Genomic DNA, 17,794 nt, shown 5'->3' on the forward strand with positions numbered 1-17,794 from the left:
TATTTTCGATGTCAGTAGCAAATTACATTCTTACAAAGGAGCTGCATTGTGAGTGAAAGCATGGATGTTACAGATAATCAAAATGACAATCCGCCTACTCTGGCGGGGCTGTCCAGTTTAAAAGTCAAGTTTGATGCCGGTAATAATACTCAAAGCAGGGCACTTGTCGCTAATGGCCGAATGCAGGTCAAAGTTCAAGTACTCGTTGCCGGAGTAGACGCCGACGGCAACGCAATGCATGTACCCGCAGATGTAATGGAAAGCATCCAGCTTATTCATTACGCGACCGGCAAGACCTTGCGCGATGGCTGGGTCGCGAGCGCAGTCCAAGGGCGGTTTACGCGTGAGGCACGTCCTGCACCTGACGCCGAAGACAGGCACGACGATGATTTTGAGAATGACAGCGTTCATCCACAGGTTCGTACGTTCTGGGTTTCCTCATCGAGCGCCGGAACGACTGAGATCGGTGCGCGCCTGTCCGTGAACGGGGAGACGATCCTCAGTAACGGAACCACGCCTGCCAGTGTTCATTACAGCAGCGTGACTGTAGAAGCGGAAGCGCCTTCGACATATGGTGTAGACGGAGTATTTCGGTTGTACCAGACCAGGATTGGTAATGAGTCGCCCGGTAACCGTATCTGGAAGTACCATTTGGGACTGTACCCGGGTGGGAAGCAGATCCGGCTGGTCGATTGGATTGCAGAGGGAGCAGAAGAGGGCAAGGATTACGATTTTGCGGGTGGTAACCGGCTTAACGAAATAAAAACAAATTACATGGAATGCATTTTCGTGCGTCCCGAGCAATCCAGTGTCGTCGTCTCTTTGCCTGACAGGGGGGATCCGTTTGCATACGCTTTTACCAGTGATGCGCAAACATGGAACTCGAAGCATTATCACGTAAATACTCAAAGCGACGGGGAGTTGACCATCGTCCAGGCTCTATCTGAATACTCGAAAAACACCGGGCCACAAAAATATGGCGGCGTCCTCCACTTCATCGCCATCGATGAATATGGTACCGAGCATAAACTGGCAATCCGCGTGAATTTTCACGAGCGTAATTTATATCTTCAACGAGGCTGAGTTCGTTCGCTGATGCAATGTCGGTGAATGTAGTAAATGTATATGCGTTTGGCATTTCGACTGCAGATAAGCTGCCATGTCGATGATCAGGCATATGCACGAAAGTGCTTTTCTGATGACTCGCGTTGGCCCTGCACTCTGTGTGGCCAGCGCACCCCCTCTCAAGGATGAGCGATCATGACTGGCAAACCGCCGAAGATCAAACCTGTATCTGTCCCAACCAAACCCTCCGATTCCAGCATCGATGTCTCCCACCGACCGTTGTCCTCGTCTTCGACAGTGGCACATTTGACTGTTGCACATCATCAGGAACCGATGCGTTCGCCATCTTCATCAGATCCGCTGGCGATAACGTCTGGCATCAATGTGAGCACGACCACGACGTATTCCACATTCGACGAATTCCCAAGGTTTTCCGTGAACGATTCCCTGGAAAGCTACTGGATACCCTCGCAAGAGGGTCTCGATGAGTCCGTTGCTCTGGGTATCAAAACCTTGAAGCATCGCCAGTATGTTGCCGTGGCTGATAACCACATCGTGCAAGTGGTCCGAGACGCTGAGAGCGGTCTGCTTCGCGCCACGCATGCCAGAGAACTGCATCCTTCCGGTCCGCTGTTGAGGCCTGACAGCGAGGGCCGGTTGTGGCACCCGCTGGACGACCCTGAGTCGACCAATCCGCTTGCAACTGTCTATTCCGAACACAAACGCGCGGCAGAGCTGCTTACCGGCGCGGAATATTCAATAGAAGATTTTTCTCCATTGATGATCAAACGCTTGCTCGCAGTGAGCGGCGTAAGCACAACGATGCTGCACAGGTCCGGGATTCATCCCACCTCGCTGGCATTGCTGCAGGACACAGCGAGGCGTTTTGCCCTCGATCAAAAGATCCAGCTGTTCATCACCCAGGTGCAACATTCCGACCCCGCCGTGCGGGCGCAGGCCGATTCACGACTGCAGGCTTTGTTGCCGCCACGGGCAGATGATCTGAGCGAGCGCGTTATCGAACAATCCAGCGCCTTGCTTTTTGAGCAGAGTGAGCGGGCGTTCGAACTCGATTGCGATGACAACACATTGAAGATGCGGCAGATTTTTCCTGACCTGCCCAAGACAATCGCTCAGGCGTTGTGGCGAGAGGCCAGTGCCGCCGACCATATGCATTTGCGCCTGCGGCCGGGAATGCCGAGGCACATGGCAGAAAAGACGCTGGTGGCGCTGCGCGAGGTGCGTCTCGCCAGGGCGTGCGCAGGAATCTATCTGGATTCGGTAGCCACTCTGGACAGTGATCTGCTGGCATTGCAGATGATCGGCCAGCTTGAACTGTGGCCGCGACAGATTCGTATCGAGATTCGTCGGCAAGCGTCAGAGGGTGAGTTATTGAGTGCTATTGGCGATGCTCGGTCGCCAGTGCGTCACACATTTATTCGTCAGCATGAAGGCTACGTTATCCAACTCAGCGGCGTCCCGTCACCCCAAGGTCGGACGGATCTGTTTGCCGCCGTCTGGCTCCTTTTACTGCCCGGGCAGCGCCAGTTGCTCGGTGTAGCGCAGGGCGGTGGTGCGGCTCTGCGGCAGCTGGTACGTGCACAGCCATTGCCGTCGCGCCAACATGTGAGCGAATTGCTGGGACTGGCACCGGTGCAGGTGACGGCGATTCCGGCCAGCGCCCAATACGTGCAAGCGGGGCTGCGAGGGGGCGGCGATGTCAACCCGGCGTCGACAAAATCCGTTGAAGAGCGTGTCCGTGATCTTTATCCGCAGCTTGCCGAACAAGAACTGGCCATGTTCATTTCCGAGCGTCTGAAGTCGGACCCAGTCAGGGTCTTGGCTCGCCTGGAGACAGAATTGGCAACACTGCGTAGTGAGTTGGCGATCTGGAGTGCTGAAGAATTATCGACTCAAGCGGATGCATCGCAGGACCCAGCGCAATTCGCAGAACAACGCCAGGCTCGCGAGCGGTTCAGCGCAAAGCTGCAAGATATCTGGCAACGCAAGTCGGTTTCGAGGTGGGGGTACGGTGACTATCATTTTTCCCATCATGTCGATTTTTCCGCTGAGTTACCAAAACTATCCGCCAGGTTCGACTACGTAACAGAGTTGATACTGACTGTGGAAAAACCAGGCGCACGCATCGGCGCTTTTTTTGACAGTTTTCCCAATGTTCAATATTTGATGGTCACTGGTATAAAGATGGAGGACTTCCCGTCAGGAGTACTCCAAATGCGCCAGCTGCGTCAGCTTGTGCTGAACGATTGCTCGCTTGAATTATCTGAAGCCACGGCTGAAGGTTTGTCCAGGATCGAGACGCTCACTTTGTTGAATCTTGCCAACAACCCTCTCACTGTTGCTCCGCATGTAGGCTTCATGACAGGTTTGACCGAGTTGATGCTATATAACGCAAATCTTTCCAGCCTGCCCTCCGGTATAGACAGGCTTGGAGACCTTCGTGTCATGGCGTTACAGGGTAATAATATTTCGCACGTAGGAGACGATCTGTTCGATATTCCGGATACGCAAGACCTATACATTGGTTTGTTGAATAATCCGCTGAGTAACGAGTCGATGCGGCGGATTAATCAATATCTTGAAAATTCCAGTATGGACCGGAAGGTAGAAATCCAAACGGTCGAAGCAGTTTCAGACGTTGATTCCGAAAGTGATTCGTCGGAGAGCGGTTTTTCAACAGGTTCAGATAGCGACTGAGTGTTGTCGAAAGTAACGGGTCGATCACCCTTCTAACATGATTTGGCAAACATAAACTACTCGCTAACTCCCCTTCTGATTCGGTTTGATTGAATTCGGAAGGGGTAACAGGCCATCTTGGGCAGAATCAAAGGGGTCGAAGGTTTAGTGTTGAAGTGCGTAACATTCAGATCGCATTTTTTGAAGTTGTTAGCATCTGTGTGAATTATTCATGATGATGTTGAAAGATTACTTCTTCACAAAATGTCAAATGTCGCGACTTCTTATATTCAGGTTCGATGTTAATACTCTGCTGAGCCCTTAAGGGGTGAAATATATTAATCAGCTGAGGTGTTATCAAATGTTTTACGAGGAAGTAGGTATATCCCGTATCGAGGTAAAACTCGACACCACGAATCATGGTCAGCACAAAGTGCTTTATGCCAACGGTCGCATGCAGGTGCGTGTGTTGGTGCTGCTACACGGGATCGATAACAATGGCGACGGCGTATCGCTGCACGGACATCCCGCATTGCAGTCACTGCGGCTGATTGCCTATAACGGTGCTCGCCCATTGGAGGGAGAATGGAATGTATCGATTCAGGAAAATCGTTACGCTCACGAAATGTCGGGCGGCGCAACGCGACTGACAGAAGTCCCGCGGGTCATTGACAACCGGATCAGCAGCGCCGCAGATCCGGTACAGATTTTACAATTCTGGGTTTCGGCTTCCCGACCTGGAATCATGGAAGTGGCTGCCGAGATTTCCTTGAACGGCGCGGTATTGCGAAGTAATGGGGTTGGTTTCGACAGCAGTGTCACGCTGGAGGCGATTCCGCCGAAAGAGTACTCGCTGAGTGACTTTTCGTTGAGCAAGTATGACAAGAAGCAGAATCGGGGCCTGTATGAGTGGGTTCAGCACTATCATATTGGCCTGCGAGCGGATGGCAGGCAGGTTCACCTTCTTGACTGGTACAGCAGTGAAGTGAAACTTGATCCTTATGATTCCGAAGATGCGGTGCAGGTTTATGTGTCCGGGAATATTCCCGGTGAACAAGGTAGTCGCAAAACTTTTTATGGATATATGGCGCCTATATATGGCCTGCAGGCAACATTTCGCAGTCCCCATGGCTACGTCACCGTACCTATCAACAAAGTGCCTGGACAGTTGACGCTCGTTCAGTATGTTTCCGCTGACCCGCAAGCGGCGCGGGAAAGTGATAGCGCCTTCGAATTTGCCGTGATTGATGAATTCGGTTCGGAGCACCGGCTAAGTGTCGATGGTGATAAAAAGCAGCTCACTTTTATTCTGGATCAATCCAGGCGGTCAATGAAGCGACTTGTCTGACTTCTTGTCTGGTCAGCGTACTTCGCTGGCCAGTGTTGACTGCCAAAATCTGAGTCTGGAAATAAAAGGACGATTTAATAATGGAAAGTAATTTCTCTCCCTCTGTTCATTCGAACGCTTTCAACTTCGGTGAGTTTGTTTCGGGAGGCGTTGATCCCCGTACGGGCATGTATACGTGTGCATTTTCGCTTGGCAAGTTGCACTCGGCAGATCTCAATGGTCCGGAGCTTGCACTTTCAGTGAGTTTCAATCCGCTCAATCAGGCCGATAGTGGTTTCGGCGTTGGCTGGTCTTTGACCCTGACCAATTATGACTTGCGCAGCAAAGTCATGACCTTGTCCAACGGTGAACGCTACAAGGCTGTCGAGACGTCTAGCGGCCTGAAGTTCAAGGAAATGAAACTGCAAACGGCGAAGGTGTCAGTCACTGGAGCAGGGCGCTATGAAGTTCGATACAAGGATGGTCGGCGGGAACTGCTCAAAGTGTTGGCCGGTACTCAGGTCGCTGTCGCGGAAAAAATAATCGCGGCGAACGGCGTGAGCATTACGCTGAAACATGAGTTGTTCAACCAGTCTCCCCGTTTGGCCGAAGTCCGTGATGCCACGCGCTGCCTTTTGAAAATTTCTCGTACGGCAGGTCAGGTGACGTTGTCGCGACATCCCGACATTACTTCGAGCTCCAACTTCAGGCTGATTCTGAAAAACAGTCGGGTAACGGCCATCGAGCTTCCGGTGGGTAAAGGTTGGGAACTCGAGTATGAAGTCATCGCTGGGGCCAGCTATGTTCATCGCATCGTCAACCCGCTGCGCGGGGTCGAAATCGTTCGCTACAAGCGGCACGGCCACCGCTTCATCAGCGGTGTGGAACAGACACTGCCGTTTGTTATCGCTCACGATGTCTACCCAGGGCGCGGCCAGCCCAGAGTGTGCAAGACATACACGTACTCCGACCATAACTTCCTTGGGCAGGGCCTCCTTCCAGCCAAGGATAGTGACCTGGATCCGCTCTATCTGGCGCCCAGCAACTACGTCTACACCTCGGACGAGCACTTGCTGGTCAGCGGCAAAGTACATACCCGCATTAAACGCACCTACAACAAATTCCATCTGTTGGTGGCTGAGGTTACGAGCTGTGGCGACGCGCAGATCGCCACTGCCACGGAGTATCACTGTTCCGTTACCAAGCCGTTCAGTGAGCAGGTGGCCCAGTTCCGCATGCCTAAAGTCCATACGGTGACGTACCTCGATCGGCGCACCCAACAGCAGCGTGTGGAAACCACGATCACTGAGTTCGATGGCGAAGGTAACTTGCTCAAGCAGGTGGAGCCCACGGGGGTGACGACTACGACGGAATACTATCCGGCCAGTGGCGGGGATAACTGCCCGGAGGATCCGCTGGGCTTTTCCAGGTTCCCGAAAAAGAGGACGGTGATTGCTGCCGCATCGGAAGGTGCTTCGACAGTCACCTACTACGACTACGCTTTGCATCCGGCGCTGGAGGGTGCCGAACTGGCCTCTGTGTTACCGATCGAGGAGCGTTTTTTCGAAGTGGTGGAGGGTGTAGAGGTGTTGCGTTCGAAAACCGCACGCAGCTATCTGAATACGCCCCAGGATCCACTCAAGCATGGAGCCACAAAAGAGCAAAGTGTCACCCTGAATGATAAAAAAACCGCTATCGAATTTTCCTATGAGCTTGAGGGTGACAGGCTGCGAGTCAGGTCCAGCACGCGCGGATTCGACGGCGTGCTGCAGACCAGTGAGAAGGTGCTGTCGACGCTGACCGGATTACAGGTCTCTGAAGTCGGTGTCGATGGCGAGCACATCGAATATGAATACGATGCAATCGGCCGGGCCGTGGGCAAAACGGTTGCTGCCGGCACCCCCTATGCGGCCGCTACCCGGTGGGCCTATCTGGCCGCCAGCAAACAGCAGCCGGCGACAATGGTGACCACGGATCCTGCTGGCGGCGAGCAAAAAGTCGCCTATGACGGACTGGAGCGGGTGATCACCGTTCAGGAAAAGGACTGCGACCATCCCGACAAGGACGGTCTCATTCAGACACGCACGCTTTATTCTGCCCTGCATGATTCGGTCGGTCACAAGGTGAAAGTGACGCTGACTGATTGGCGTGATGGCAAGCCTTGTCCGGTCAGTACCCGCTACGAATTCGATTCCTGGGGCCAGGTCAGCAAGACGCTGCACGATGATGGGCGTATCGAACACAGCGAAGCGGATCCGGTGCTTCGCCAGCAAACCAATTGGCTCCAGGGCATGGGCAAGACGATCACCCTCGTCAATGATTTCGGTAAACCGCTGAGTGTCGAGAGCTTCAATCTGAAGAACAAGAGCCTGGGCAAAACCGTTTACACCTATGACGGTTATGGGCGCACAGCCAGCCAGACAGACCCTGTCGGCAACACCAGCCGATATGAGTACGACGTTTTTGACCGAATGACCCGCAATGTACTGCCCGACGGCAGTAAGGTCGTGACCGAGTACGCCGAGCATAGTGATGAAGGGCTGGCGATCGACATCAAGGTCGGTGACAAAGTGCTGGGCCAGCAAACGTATGACGGTTTGGGGCGGTTGATCCAGAGTACTGTGGGCGGGCGAAAGTCCGAGGCTGGCTATGAAGCGGGCTTCACTCAGCCACAGTGGTACAAGAGTGCTGATGGCAAAAAAACCGAATTCACTTATTTGCGGGAACTGGGCGGTTTGCTGACTGAGCGCAAGGCAGAGGACCTGGTCACAACCATGACCTATGACCCCGTCAGTGGCAAACCCTTGACCTGTACCGAAAGCGGCAGGAGCCGCAGCTTCGCTTATCACCCTTCCGGGCGCCTGAAATCCGAAACGACGACCTTCGGCGCTGTCACGAAAGCAATGTCCAGTACCTGGTCCCTGCAGGGGCGACCGATCAGCCACGTTGATGTGCTCGGTACCGACAACAGATCCGAATACGATGAGTTCGGCCGCCTTCTATCCGCCTCGCAAGGCTTGCTGACAACCGAGTTCCACTACAACGCCCGGACGGGGATGCTGGAGTGGACGAAAACCGAAGACACCTCGATCAAGCGTCAGATGATCACCCGGTTCGCCTATGACGATATCGGTCGTGAAACCAGGCGTACATTCGAGATTCAGGGTCAGCCTGACCAGACCCTCGAATCGGCTTACACGCTGGCTGGCAAACTGGCGCAGAAAGTGTCCAGACGTGGCACTCAACTCTTACGTGATGAACAGTTCACCTACGACGTGCGCGGGCGCTTGATCCAGTACGACTGTGCTGGCACCCAAAAGCCCCGTGACCCGTATGGCAAGGAAATTATCCAGCAGACGTTCACCTTCGATGCGCTGGACAACATTCTTACCGTGCAGACGAAGTTCCCGCTGGGCGTGAATCTGACCACATTCAGTTATGACAATCCCGATCCGGTACAGCTCAGCGCAGTCAAACATTCCCATGCCGACTATCCACCAGCAGCGACGCTGGAATACGACGCCAACGGCAGGATGATCAAGGACGACCAGGCGCGAACGCTGGCCTATGACGCGTTCGGACGTCTTGAGCAATTGTCCGACGCGGGGGGATCAGTGTTCCGTGGCTACCATTACGACGGTTTCGACGATCTGGTTGAACTGTCGCAACCCGATAAGGCGACTGTGCAGCGTTACTACCACGCAGGCCGGGTCGCCAATGAGGTCAGTGGTGAAAATTCATCCAGTGTCGTGCGTCACGGTGGCGCGCTTGTGGGACAGCGGCAACTCGGTCTGAACGGCAGCGCGCAGCTGTTTGGCACCGATCAGCAGCAAAGCGTGCTGGCAACACTGGGTAAGGAGCACCTCACCGATTGCGCCTACAGTCCTTATGGGCACCGTCCTGCCGACGGCGGATTGTTCAGCCTGGCGGGGTTCAACGGCGAACAGCTGGATCCGGTTACCGGGCTGTATCTGCTGGGCAACGGTTACCGGGCCTATAGCCCGACACTGATGCGTTTTCTTTGCCCCGATAGCATGAGTCCGTTCGGTGCGGGCGGATTGAATGCCTACAGTTATTGCCTGGGGGACCCGGTCAATCGGGTTGACCCTACCGGGCATGTCTCCTGGCAATCGATCCTGGGCATCGGCCTCAGTATTCTCGGGATTGTTGCCAGCGTGGTGACGATGGGCGCGGCGACGCCATGGGCAGTGACGGCACTGGGGCTGGCGGTTGCTTCAGGCCTGGCGGGTATTGCCAGCGAGGTGGTCAATGAACTCGCACCGGGTTCTCAAGCGGGCGAGATATTGGGCTGGATCAGTTTTGGTCTCGGGCTGGCTTCGGTGGGGGCAGGGCTGGCAGCTGGTGCCAAAGCGGGCATCAATGCTGGCAGGAAACTGGCTGGCGCCTTCAAGCAAGGCCTGAGTAGTAAAGGCTCCAAAGCAGCGGGTCGAGAGATGGCCCGAGGTATGATCAAGGGCAAGGGAAACAAGGCGGCGGCCAAGGCTAAGGCGAAGGCCAGCGCGGCCGTTCAGGAAGAGGCCGAAAAACCATGGTCACTCGTCAGGGTCAATCCCAAAAATAACATGCTTGAGAAAAGGGGGCTTACGGGCTTGCTTGAAAAGGCCGAAACCTTCATGCAGCACATTGAGGCGGGTAACTCCCCAACGTCTTCTGCAGCGCTGATTCATGCCGAATACACGCCAATGTATGGCCCATCCGGATCAGCATCAAAGTCGATGCATCTCTATCTGTCGCAAGGAGACCGAATATATATGACCGAAAACGCTAAGGAGAGGATCGCGGTCATCAACCAGCTGGGTGGTCATTTAAAGGAAAAAAAGAAAGGGTAAGCCTGGAACACGCAGCGAAACGATACAAAGCGAAAGCAGGAACACTCAAGGTCCGGCTACGACTTGAACATCGCGCTCGCCGGTTTCGCAAGCTCGCGGCGGGCGTGCCGTTCCAGTGCCCACTCGACATGTTCCCTGACCAACTCTGACGGATAATCCCGTCGCGCCTTCAATGCTTCCAGCACCGGAATCGTTGAAGGCGCATTTCCCAGTCCCACCGCCAGATTGCGCAACCAGCGCTCATACCCGGCGCGCCGCAATGGCGAACCTTCGGTGCTACTTAGAAACTTCTCTTCATCCCACAAAAACAACTCGGCCAACTGTGCGTTATCCAGATTGTGCCGTGGCTTGAAATCGTTTTCACCGGTCGGCCGGGCGAAGCGGTTCCACGGACAGACGATCTGGCAATCGTCGCAGCCAAACACGCGATTGCCAATCAACGGCCGCAACTCTTCGGGAATCGCGGTTTTCAGCTCGATGGTCAGATAGGAAATGCAGCGCCGCGCGTCCAGCACATAGGGGCCGACGAAGGCGTTGGTCGGGCAGATGTCCAGACACGCAGTGCAACGGCCGCAGTGTTCGCTGCTGTGCGGTTCGTCCACCGGTAGCGGCAGGTCGACGAACAACTCACTGAGGAAGAAATAGCTGCCGGCCTTGCGGTTGAGCACCAGGGTGTTTTTGCCGATCCAGCCCAGCCCGGCCTGTTCGGCGATGGCTTTTTCCAGCACTGGCGCACTGTCGACAAAGGCACGAAAACCGAACGGGCCGATCTCTGCCTGGATCCTGTCGGCCAATTGTTGAACGCGTTTACGGATCAATTTGTGGTAATCGCGGCCCAAGGCATAACGCGACACGTAAGCCTTTTCCGGTTCAGCCAGGCGTTTGGCCATTTCGGTATCGCCCGGCAAGTAGTCCATGCGCAGGGAAACCACGCGCAACGTGCCCGGCACCAGCTCGTCGGGGTGCGAGCGTTTGCTGCCATGGGCGCCCATGTAGTCCATTTCGCCGTGATAGCCGGCGTCGAGCCAGCGTTGCAGATGCTGCTCGTGCTCGGCCAGGTCCAGACCGCTGATGCCGACTTGCTGGAAGCCCAGCTCGCGGCCCCAATCCTTGATCGATTGGGCGAGGGCGGGCAGGTCTGTAGTGATGGCGGACATGAGGCGAGAGAAACCGGAGCTGAGGTGCGTATAATTCTGCCAGACATCGGAGCCCGAAGACGCATGCCGCAGACGAAAGATGAATTACCCGACGCGCTGTACCGCGCCGCGCAGGTGCGCGAACTCGACGCGCGGCTGATTGCCGCCGGCACGCCGGGCTTCGAATTGATGCAGCGCGCCGCCCGCGCGACATGGCGCGCACTGGTGCGCAAGTGGCCGGCAGCGAACGAACTGACGGTGCTCGCCGGGCACGGCAACAACGCCGGCGACGGTTATTTGGTGGCCGGGTTGGCGCTGCGGGCCGGTTGGACGGTGCGCGTTCTCGCCGTCGGCGATCCGCAGCGTTTGCAGGGCGATGCCGCACTGGCCCATGCCGAATCGGTGGCTGCTGGTGTTGTGGTGCAAGGCTGGCAGGCACAAAGCGAGCTGCGCGGTGTCGTCCTCGATGCGTTGCTCGGCACTGGCCTGAGCGGCGAAGTGCGTGAGCCCTATGCATCGGCGATCAGGGCGATCAACGCCTGCGGCTTGCCGGTAGCGGCGGTCGATATCCCGTCCGGGCTATGTGCCGATACCGGGCGTGAACTGGGCGTCGCGGTCCACGCCGATCTAACGGTGACATTCATTGCTATGAAGATCGGGCTGTTGACTGGCGACGCGGCGGATCATATCGGCGAACTGGTCTTCAGCGATCTGCAAGCCGCCGACGAAATTTTCAGTGACATTCCTGTCTGCGCTCAGCGCCTGAGCGCCGCTAATCTCCCAGCACTTGCGCCGCGTGCGCCGACCTCGCACAAGGGGCGCTTTGGTCATGTGTTGCTGATCGGCGGCGATCACGGGTTCGGCGGAGCGATTCTGCTCAGCACGGAAATGGCCTTGCGCGGCGGCGCGGGCATGGTTTCGCTGGCGACTCGCCCAGAGCATGTGCCGGCGGCGCTGACTCGGGTGCCGGAGGCGATGGCGCTCGGCACCTCGTCAGCCAATCAACTGATGGGTCTGCTGGAAAAGGTTTCGGTGCTGGTAGTCGGACCGGGTCTCGGTCAGGCCAGTTGGGGCCGTGCCCTGTTGTCGGCGGCCGCCAATGCTGCGTTGCCGCAAGTGTGGGACGCTGACGCGTTGAACCTGCTGGCCAGCGATTTTGTCCAGTTGCCCAAGGATTGCGTGATCACCCCGCATCCGGGGGAAGCGGCGCGCTTGCTTGGCGTCAGCACCACCGAGGTGCAGGCCGATCGCCCGGCCGCTGCTCTGGCGTTGAGCAAAAAGTATTCAGCGGTAGTGGTTCTGAAAGGTGCCGGCAGTCTGATCGCCCATCCAGATGGGCGTCTGGCCCTCTGTCATCAGGGCCATCCGGCGATGGCCACAGGCGGGTTGGGTGATGTGCTGGCCGGTCTGACCGGCGCATTGCTGGCCCAAGGCATGGACGCGTTCGATGCGGCATGCCTGGCTGTCTGGCTGCACGCCAACGCGGGTATGCAACAAGGCAAATTCGGCCGTGGGCTGGCGGCCAGTGATCTGATTCCAGCCATTCGTCAGTTGTTGGAGGAGCAAGCACCGTGTCTGAAGTAACCCTGTACCTGGCCGATGAACAGGCGATGAGCGACTTTGGCGCACGGATCGCCCGCGTCACCCAGGGCCATGGCCTGATTTTTCTCGAAGGCAATCTGGGTATGGGCAAAACCACCCTGTCGCGGGGCATCATTCGCGGTTTGGGGCATGTTGGCGCGGTGAAAAGTCCGACCTTCACATTGGTCGAGCCCTACGAGATCGGTGACATTCGTGCCTTCCACTTCGACCTGTATCGCCTGGTCGATCCCGAGGAGCTGGAGTTTCTCGGCATCCGTGACTACTTCGAAGACGATGCCCTGTGCCTGATCGAGTGGCCCGATAAAGGTGCAGGCTTTTTGCCAAAGCCCGACCTGACCATTACCATTAGCCCGCAAGACAGCGGGCGTTCGCTGAAAATTTTAGCCCAGGGCTCGCGTGGCGAGGCCTGGTGTGCCGCTTTGGCATTGGAATCCAATTAAATGATGGGGTTTGGTATGCGCTTTCGCGCGTTGGTGGCTGCCGCTGGACTGATGTTGATGGCAGTAACCGTCAACGCTGTGGCCGATTCAAAGGTCAACAGCGTGCGCCTGTGGCGGGCGCCGGACAACACGCGACTGGTCTTTGACCTCAGTGGCCCGGTGCAGCACAGCGTTTTCACCCTGACAGCCCCGGACCGGCTGGTGATCGACATCAACGGCGCCACCCTCGGCGCGCCGTTGAACGTGCAGACCGCCAACACGCCGATCACTGCGATGCGCTCGGCCCAGCGCACCCCGACCGACCTGCGCGTGGTCATCGACCTGAAAAAAGCCGTCACCCCGAAAAGCTTCTCGCTGGCGCCGAACGCGCAGTATGGCAACCGTCTTGTGGTCGATCTGTTCGACAACCCGGCCGATGCCGCGCCGCCGCCAGCCCCGACGCCATCGGTGGCGACCGTGCCGGCAGTGCCGGTGACCCCGACCGAACCGGCGATCAAGCTGCCGCCAGCCCCGGCCGGCAAACGCGACATTATCGTGGTGATCGACGCCGGCCACGGTGGCGAAGACCCGGGCGCGTCCGGTTCGCGCGGCCAGCGTGAGAAAGACGTGGTGCTGCAGATCGCTCGCGAGTTGCAGCGCCAGGTCAACGGCATGAAAGGCTTCCGCGCCGAGCTGACCCGTACCGGCGACTACTTCATTCCATTGCGCGGGCGTACCGAAATCGCCCGCAAGAAGGGCGCTGACCTGTTCGTCTCGATCCACGCCGACGCCGCGCCGTCCGCAGCCGCGTTCGGTGCTTCGGTGTTCGCTCTGTCCGATCGAGGCGCTACGTCCGAGACCGCCCGTTGGCTGGCCGACAGTGAAAACCGTTCCGACCTGATCGGCGGTGCCGGCAACGTCAGTCTCGATGACAAAGACCGCATGCTCGCCGGCGTGTTGCTCGACCTGTCGATGACCGCGTCGCTGACTTCCAGCCTCAACGTCGGCCAGAAGGTGCTGACCAACATCGGTCGCGTTACGCCGCTGCACAAACAGCGTGTGGAACAAGCCGGGTTCATGGTGCTGAAGTCGCCGGACATTCCGTCGATCCTGGTCGAAACCGGCTTCATCTCCAACGCCAACGAAGCGAACAAACTGTCCGCATCGAGCCACCAGCAAGCGCTGGCCCGTTCGATCAGCAGCGGCGTGCGCCAGTTCTTTCAGCAGAATCCGCCACCGGGCACCTACATCGCCTGGCTGCGTGATTCCGGCAAGATTGCCCAAGGCCCGCGCGACCACCGTGTCGGCCCGGGGGAAACCCTGGCGATGATCGGCGTGCGCTATCAGGTTTCGCCGGCCACCTTGCGCGCCGCCAACAATCTGAAAAGCGACGAGCTGAAAGTCGGTCAGCACCTGACCATTCCAGGCACCGAACTGGCGTCCAAAGAATGAACCAGGTAATGAACACGGCGCGCATCGAGCTGCTCAGCCCCCGGCTGGCGAACCAGATTGCCGCCGGTGAGGTGGTTGAGCGCCCGGCTTCGGTGATCAAGGAGTTGCTGGAAAACAGCCTCGACTCCGGCGCCAAGCGTATCGACGTCGATGTCGAGCAGGGCGGCGTCAAGCTGCTGCGCGTGCGCGATGACGGCAGCGGTATTTCCGCCGATGACCTGCCGCTGGCCCTGGCCCGTCACGCCACCAGCAAGATTCGCAACCTCGAAGATCTCGAGCAGGTGATGAGCCTGGGTTTCCGTGGCGAGGCGCTGGCGTCGATCAGCTCCGTGGCGCGTCTGACCCTGACCTCGCGCACCCGCGATGCCGACCAGGCCTGGCAGGTCGAGACTGAAGGCCGTGACATGGCGCCGCGCGTGCAGCCGGCGGCGCATCCGGTCGGCACTTCGGTGGAAGTCCGCGATCTGTTTTTCAACACCCCGGCCCGGCGCAAATTTCTCAAGACCGAAAAAACCGAATTCGATCACCTGCAAGAAGTGATCAAGCGTCTGGCGCTGGCGCGCTTCGACGTGGCTTTTCATCTGCGCCACAACGGCAAAACCATCCTCAGCCTGCACGAGGCCCACGATGATGCGGCCCGCGCACGGCGTGTGGCGGCGATCTGCGGTTCGGGTTTCCTTGAGCAGGCGCTGCCGATCGAGATCGAACGCAATGGCTTGCACCTGTGGGGCTGGGTCGGTTTGCCGACCTTCAACCGTAGCCAGGCTGACTTGCAGTATTTCTTTGTGAACGGGCGGGCGGTGCGCGACAAACTGGTGGCCCACGCGGTACGCCAGGCTTATCGCGACGTACTGTTCAACGGTCGGCATCCGACCTTCGCGTTGTTTTTCGAGGTCGATCCGGCAGCAGTAGACGTCAACGTGCACCCGACCAAGCACGAAGTACGCTTCCGTGACGGGCGCATGGTCCACGATTTCCTGTACGGCACGCTGCACCGTGCGCTGGGCGATGTGCGTCCGGAAGATCAATTGGCCGGCTCGGTCACCACGGCGATCGTTCGGCCGAGCGGGATCGAGGCGGGCGAGTTTGGCCCGCAGGGCGAGATGCGTCTGGCCGCCAATGCGCTGCTGGAGCAGCCGCAGGCGCAACCGGCGTTCAACACGTCATCCGGCGCCAGCGCTGGCGGCGCTTATCAGTATCAATACACGCCGCGTCCGCAATCGGCGGTGCCTGCTGCCGAGGCGCAAGCCGCATACAAGGAATTTTTCGCGCCGCTGCCTGAAGCCAATGCCAGCGCACTGCCGACCGGTCAGGAAGATATCCCGCCGCTCGGCTATGCACTGGCGCAGCTCAAGGGCATCTATATTTTGTCCGAGAACGCCCATGGTCTGGTGCTGGTGGACATGCATGCCGCCCACGAGCGGATCATGTACGAGCGCCTGAAAATCGCCATGGCCAGCGAAGGTCTCAGTGGCCAGCCGTTGCTGGTGCCGGAGTCGCTGGCGGTCAGTCAGCGCGAGGCCGATTGCGCTGAAGAACACGCCGCGTGGTTCCAGCGCCTTGGTTTTGAATTGCAGCGCCTGGGTCCGGAAACCCTGGCGATCCGGCAGATTCCCGCATTGCTCAAGCAGGCCGAAGCCAATCGACTGGTCGGCGACGTGCTTTCGGATTTGATGGAGTACGGCACCAGCGACCGTATCCAAGCGCACCTCAACGAACTGCTCGGCACCATGGCCTGCCACGGCGCGATCCGCGCCAATCGACGCCTGGCCCTGCCGGAAATGAACGGCCTGTTGCGTGATATGGAAAACACCGAGCGCAGCGGTCAATGCAACCATGGCCGACCGACCTGGACCCAGCTAGGTCTGGACGATCTGGACAAACTGTTCCTGCGCGGTCGTTGATGAGCCAGCTTCCTCCAGCGATTTTCCTGATGGGCCCGACCGCTGCGGGCAAGACCGATCTGGCCATCGAGCTGACTAAAGTGCTGCCGTGCGAATTGATCAGTGTCGATTCGGCGCTGGTCTACCGCGGCATGGACATCGGCACGGCCAAACCTTCGAAAGAACTGCTCGCCGAATATCCGCACCGGCTGATCGACATTCTCGATCCTGCTGAAGCGTATTCCGCTGCCGATTTTCGTCGCGACGCGTTGCAGGCCATGGCCGAAATCACTGGGCGAGGAAAGATCCCGCTGCTGGTCGGCGGCACCATGCTCTATTACAAGGCTTTGATCGAAGGTCTGGCAGACATGCCGGCGGCCGATCCTGAGGTCCGTGCGCAGATCGAGGAAGAAGCTGCACGCCTCGGCTGGCAAGCCCTGCACGATCAACTGGCGCAAATCGATCCGGTGTCGGCGGCGCGCATTCATCCCAATGATCCGCAGCGCTTGAGTCGGGCGCTGGAAGTGTATCGAGTCAGCGGGCAGAGCATGACCGCCCTGCGCGAGCAACAATCTGCGCAAAGTACTGAAGCAGCCGCTTCGGGACGCCAACAATTGCCCTATACTGTCGCGAACCTGGCCATTGCTCCGGCGAATCGTCAGGTTCTGCACCAGCGAATTGAACAAAGATTCACAAATATGTTGGAACAGGGATTCATCGACGAGGTCGTAGCCCTGCGTAAAAGAAGTGACCTGCATTCCGGGTTGCCGTCTATACGTGCGGTAGGCTACCGCCAAGTCTGGGATTACCTGGACGGCAAGCTGACATTGGCCCAGATGCAGGAGCGGGGCATCATCGCCACGCGCCAATTGGCCAAACGCCAGTTTACCTGGCTGCGCAGCTGGGACGATTTGCATTGGCTGGACAGTCTTGATTGCGACAATCTGCCACGCGCCTTGAAATACCTTGGGACCATCTCCATATTGAGCTGAGTCCTTGCAATTGCCGTCTATCCTTGGGGGTGTGACGGCCGAAGCCATCTGAATTTACCTGTTTTTATTATTGAATCCTTAAAGGAGTGCGGCACATGTCAAAAGGGCATTCGCTACAAGACCCTTACCTGAACACTTTACGTAAAGAGAAAGTCGGGGTTTCCATCTACCTGGTCAACGGTATCAAGCTGCAAGGGACGATCGAGTCGTTCGACCAGTTCGTGATCCTGCTGAAAAACACCGTAAGCCAGATGGTCTACAAACACGCTATCTCGACCGTCGTGCCGGTTCGTCCAATTCGTCTGCCTAGCGCAACCGAAAACGAACAGGGCGATGCCGATGCAGCGCCGGGTAACGCCTGATAGGAGTCT

General features: G+C 57.6%; 11 protein-coding genes. 10 read left to right on the forward strand and 1 reads right to left on the reverse strand.

Going from position 1 to position 17,794, the window contains the following annotated elements:
- Positions 1-48: 48 nt before the first annotated feature.
- From QMX86_RS00570 to QMX86_RS00585, 4 genes are all read left to right on the forward strand, one after another.
- Positions 49-1,083: a hypothetical protein gene (locus tag QMX86_RS00570; RefSeq protein WP_282383726.1), complete on the forward strand. Its 1,035-nt coding sequence runs from the start codon at positions 49-51 to the stop codon at positions 1,081-1,083.
- 177 nt (positions 1,084-1,260) lie between these two features.
- Positions 1,261-3,783, forward strand: a complete 2,523-nt coding sequence (locus QMX86_RS00575) for a hypothetical protein (protein ID WP_282383728.1) — start codon at positions 1,261-1,263, stop codon at positions 3,781-3,783.
- A 340-nt stretch (positions 3,784-4,123) separates the two neighbouring features.
- Positions 4,124-5,110: a hypothetical protein gene (locus QMX86_RS00580; protein ID WP_151551023.1), complete on the forward strand. Its 987-nt coding sequence runs from the start codon at positions 4,124-4,126 to the stop codon at positions 5,108-5,110.
- Positions 5,111-5,190: 80 nt separating this feature from the next.
- Positions 5,191-9,939 carry an RHS repeat-associated core domain-containing protein gene (locus QMX86_RS00585; protein WP_282383735.1) on the forward strand — a complete coding sequence of 1,583 codons (4,749 nt, stop codon included), beginning with the start codon at positions 5,191-5,193 and terminating at the stop codon, positions 9,937-9,939.
- Positions 9,940-9,995: 56 nt separating this feature from the next.
- On the opposite strand, the gene queG is transcribed toward QMX86_RS00585, so the two are convergent.
- Positions 9,996-11,096 (reverse strand): tRNA epoxyqueuosine(34) reductase QueG, encoded by a 1,101-nt coding sequence (gene queG / locus QMX86_RS00590; protein WP_073471674.1) that lies wholly within the window; start codon positions 11,094-11,096, stop codon positions 9,996-9,998.
- A gap of 63 nt (positions 11,097-11,159) precedes the next feature.
- On the opposite strand from queG, the gene QMX86_RS00595 reads away from it, so the two are divergent.
- The 6 genes from QMX86_RS00595 to hfq all read left to right on the forward strand — a co-directional run bounded on the left by QMX86_RS00595 (position 11,160) and on the right by hfq (position 17,785).
- Entirely contained in the window at positions 11,160-12,659 is a 1,500-nt protein-coding gene (locus QMX86_RS00595; RefSeq protein WP_282383741.1) for an NAD(P)H-hydrate dehydratase, read from the forward strand.
- On the forward strand, positions 12,647-13,117 hold the full coding sequence (tsaE, locus tag QMX86_RS00600) for a tRNA (adenosine(37)-N6)-threonylcarbamoyltransferase complex ATPase subunit type 1 TsaE (RefSeq protein ID WP_016771950.1): 471 nt from the start codon (positions 12,647-12,649) through the stop codon (positions 13,115-13,117). The genes QMX86_RS00595 and tsaE overlap by 13 nt, the downstream gene beginning before the upstream one ends.
- Positions 13,118-14,548, forward strand: coding sequence for an N-acetylmuramoyl-L-alanine amidase (locus tag QMX86_RS00605; RefSeq protein WP_024011366.1), 1,431 nt, complete (start codon positions 13,118-13,120; stop codon positions 14,546-14,548). It abuts the gene before it with no gap.
- Positions 14,545-16,452: a DNA mismatch repair endonuclease MutL gene (mutL, locus tag QMX86_RS00610; protein WP_041480730.1), complete on the forward strand. Its 1,908-nt coding sequence runs from the start codon at positions 14,545-14,547 to the stop codon at positions 16,450-16,452. The genes QMX86_RS00605 and mutL overlap by 4 nt, the downstream gene beginning before the upstream one ends.
- Complete coding sequence (miaA, locus tag QMX86_RS00615; protein WP_071174239.1) at positions 16,452-17,423, forward strand: tRNA (adenosine(37)-N6)-dimethylallyltransferase MiaA; 972 nt, start codon at positions 16,452-16,454, stop codon at positions 17,421-17,423. The genes mutL and miaA overlap by 1 nt, the downstream gene beginning before the upstream one ends.
- A gap of 95 nt (positions 17,424-17,518) precedes the next feature.
- A complete protein-coding gene (gene hfq / locus QMX86_RS00620; RefSeq protein WP_016771947.1) occupies positions 17,519-17,785 on the forward strand; it encodes an RNA chaperone Hfq in 267 nt (88 codons plus the stop codon).
- Positions 17,786-17,794: the final 9 nt, after the last annotated feature.

Source organism: Pseudomonas sp. PS01270, from assembly GCF_029959775.1.
Classification (GTDB): Bacteria; Pseudomonadota; Gammaproteobacteria; order Pseudomonadales; family Pseudomonadaceae; genus Aquipseudomonas; species Aquipseudomonas atacamensis.

What these genes read in the sequence shown, in the direction of transcription:
- QMX86_RS00605 (WP_024011366.1), top strand. Translation starts at nt 13,118, where the DNA reads ATGATGGGGTTTGGTATGCGCTTTCGCGCGTTGGTGGCTGCCGCTGGA.
- QMX86_RS00585 (WP_282383735.1), top strand. Translation starts at nt 5,191, where the DNA reads ATGGAAAGTAATTTCTCTCCCTCTGTTCATTCGAACGCTTTCAACTTC.
- QMX86_RS00595 (WP_282383741.1), top strand. Translation starts at nt 11,160, where the DNA reads ATGCCGCAGACGAAAGATGAATTACCCGACGCGCTGTACCGCGCCGCG.
- mutL (WP_041480730.1), top strand. Translation starts at nt 14,545, where the DNA reads ATGAACCAGGTAATGAACACGGCGCGCATCGAGCTGCTCAGCCCCCGG.
- miaA (WP_071174239.1), top strand. Translation starts at nt 16,452, where the DNA reads ATGAGCCAGCTTCCTCCAGCGATTTTCCTGATGGGCCCGACCGCTGCG.
- QMX86_RS00580 (WP_151551023.1), top strand. Translation starts at nt 4,124, where the DNA reads ATGTTTTACGAGGAAGTAGGTATATCCCGTATCGAGGTAAAACTCGAC.
- QMX86_RS00575 (WP_282383728.1), top strand. Translation starts at nt 1,261, where the DNA reads ATGACTGGCAAACCGCCGAAGATCAAACCTGTATCTGTCCCAACCAAA.
- queG (WP_073471674.1), bottom strand. Translation starts at nt 11,096, where the DNA reads ATGTCCGCCATCACTACAGACCTGCCCGCCCTCGCCCAATCGATCAAG.
- hfq (WP_016771947.1), top strand. Translation starts at nt 17,519, where the DNA reads ATGTCAAAAGGGCATTCGCTACAAGACCCTTACCTGAACACTTTACGT.